The 2,770-nt window shown below is 44.8% G+C and carries 1 protein-coding gene, 1 tRNA gene and 1 pseudogene; all 3 read left to right on the plus strand.

The window, feature by feature from the left end; translation table 11 throughout:
* Positions 1–298 precede the first annotated feature (298 nt).
* A tRNA-Gly gene (locus Q0668_RS08550) sits at positions 299–370 on the plus strand.
* 196 nt (positions 371–566) lie between these two features.
* Positions 567–2,036, plus strand: a complete 1,470-nt coding sequence (gene tig, locus Q0668_RS08555) for a trigger factor (protein ID WP_298862878.1) — start codon at positions 567–569, stop codon at positions 2,034–2,036.
* Positions 2,037–2,344: 308 nt separating this feature from the next.
* Positions 2,345–2,770 (plus strand): annotated as a pseudogene (locus tag Q0668_RS08560) (hypothetical protein); the annotation flags it as partial.

Genomic DNA, 2,770 nt, shown 5'->3' on the forward strand with positions numbered 1-2,770 from the left:
TACAGTTAGCACAGAGATGTCTCAAAACAACACGTTGAGAAAAATCAACGGGAAATCTGAGTCTAAACCCGGAGACCAGTATTCGAGCATACAATCAGACAAACCGTCAGAGTCTGATTCAAACCGGCTGATCTGCAGCTTGTTTCCAGCTAATAAATCAAAAAAGTCACTGATAACCATGATTTACTACGTCTCATACTCTTGACCTCAGAGAATAACAAGACATAATCTCAGCACGGGAATATCGTACTTTTTCTGCTAATACTTGTTTAGCGAATAACTTGGTGCGTATTCACTTGCGGGCGTAGCTCAGTGGTAGAGCACCACGTTGCCAACGTGGATGTCGAGGGTTCAAGTCCCTTCGCCCGCTCTTTTTTTTGCATATTAAGATATCAGGGACATAAGATTAGCCCCCACAATCTAAGAGAGGGGCTTTTCATGCTTCAAATAGTATTTCAAAGTAGCAGCATCGCAGTTGAGTAACTGCCACCTTCGGGTTTTGTGCAGAAAATTAGTAATGCCCCTACAGCTGTTTCCAAAACATAGATAAAGAAAAGGATTGGATCGTGTCTGACGAACTCGCCACAACTGATGCCACCGCTGATACAACTGAGTCTGCGGATAGCGAGTACAAGATGTCCGTGACCGCTAAAATTGACGAAGTTGGTCCTTGTAAAAAACATGTAACGGTCACTGTCCCCCGTGCTGATATCGATCATTTTTATTCAGAATCTCTTTCCGAATTAGGTGATCAGGCAACCGTTCCGGGTTTTCGAGTTGGCCATGTTCCCCGCAAGCTGGTGGAAAAACGCTTTCGGCAAGAACTTTCGGATCAGGTCAAACAGCGCGTACTCATGGAGAGTCTCGAGCTGATTGCTGAAGATAATGAACTCGACCCGATTAACGAGCCAACAATCGATATCGAAAGCCTCGAAATTCCAGAGCAGGGAGAATTCACATTCGAATTCGAAGTGGAAGTTCGACCTGACTTCAAAATCCCTGAGTATAAGGGATTGAAACTGGATCGCCCCGTGCGAACGATCGATGACAAAGACATCGATGAATACCTGAACCGTTTCCTCAGTCAATATGGTGAAATGACAGAACGGGATGGTGCAGCAGAACCTGAAGATTATCTTGAAATCTCCGCCAAATTTGAGCATGCTGGCAAACCACTCAGTGAAATCAATGAGCTTGTGGTACCACTGCGTCCGATCTTGCGTCTTCAAGATGCTGAGATTAGCGATTTCGGCGAGTTGATGGCGGGAAGCAAAGCGGGTGATACACGGGAAACAGAGCTTGAAATTTCCGAAGAAGCTGAGCAGATCGAGATGCGGGGAGAAAAGGTCAAAGCAAGCTTCAAAGTTGAGAGTGTAAAACATATTCAACTCCCGGAAATCGATAAAGAACTTCTGGAAAAAGTTGGGGCAGAGACTGAAGAAGCACTTCGAGAAGAAGTAAAAAGTATTCTTGATCGGCAGACCACTTACGAACAACGTCAAACGACGCGTACTCAGGTTCTGGAAAAAATCACAGAATCTGCAGACTGGGATCTGCCTGAATCATTAGTGACTAAACAGGTTGAAAACGCTTTACGACGTGAAATTCTTGAAATGCAACAGGCTGGATTTTCGCGAGAGGACATACAGTCCCGTGAAAACGTACTTCGTCAAAAAGCAATTTCTACAACGCGTCAGGCACTGAAAGAGCATTTTGTTCTCGATAAGATTGCGACTACAGAAAATCTGGTAGTAGAGCCTGCAGAAATTGACATGGAAATTTATTACATGGCAATGCAACAAGGCGAAAACCCACGTCGCGTTCGTGCTCGTCTGGTAAAATCAGGGATGCTTGAGAACCTGGAGGCACAGCTCCGCGAACGTAAAGCCGTTGACATTGTCCTGGATAAAGCGGAATACACAGAAGTAGAACCCGAACCACAGCAGGATAATCAGATTTCTGCTATCGCTCGCTCTGTTTGCTCCACTCTTACAATGACAACTGCGGAAGCTGAAGAGGAAGCAGAGGAATCATAATCCTCACCTTCTCAGTCATACAACTTTGAGACCATGAAAGCGGTACTGCGAAAGCGGTGCCGCTTTTTTATTGAGATCTAGATCACCGGCTCGTCACCGTTCAATCAGTTAACAGGCATTTTAATCGAAGCGTATTAATTTCATAGACGCAGAAGTAACAAACAAGTCTATGCGAATCTCGAATACCAGCTAAAATAACTAACACGAATTCGAGTATTCATTATTCAACTGCGATCGCTTCCGAAGGCTCTTTCTCCACACTGATGAGCCAGGCATCTTGATTTCTTTAAATTGGTTTTAACCCTAAAATGGATTCCCAGAACTCAATTGATCATCGGCATCCCGTTCAACATGTCATCTTACTGGGTGCGAGTAATCTGACACGCGACTTTCCATTGATTCTTCGCTTGCTGAAGAATACCTTTGATTCTCCGTGTGATATCTATACTGCAATGGGGCATGGACGATCCTATGGGAATTGGAGTCGTCTGCTCTATCGTGCGCTGCCGGGAATATCGAAATGTGAGATTTGGGACGCGCTACCTCGGAAAGAAACTGAGAGCCCACAACCATTGGCAATCATAACGGATATCGGAAATGACCTGGTTTATGGTCAATCCGCCGATGCCCTCTTTAGCTGGATTGAATCCTGCATCAAACAATTACAGGAAATCGATGCACGCATCACGATCACACTGTTACCGGAAGCAAGTATATCCAAACTCTCATCATTC

This window comes from uncultured Gimesia sp. (assembly GCF_937910335.1).
Taxonomy (GTDB): Bacteria; Planctomycetota; Planctomycetia; order Planctomycetales; family Planctomycetaceae; genus Gimesia.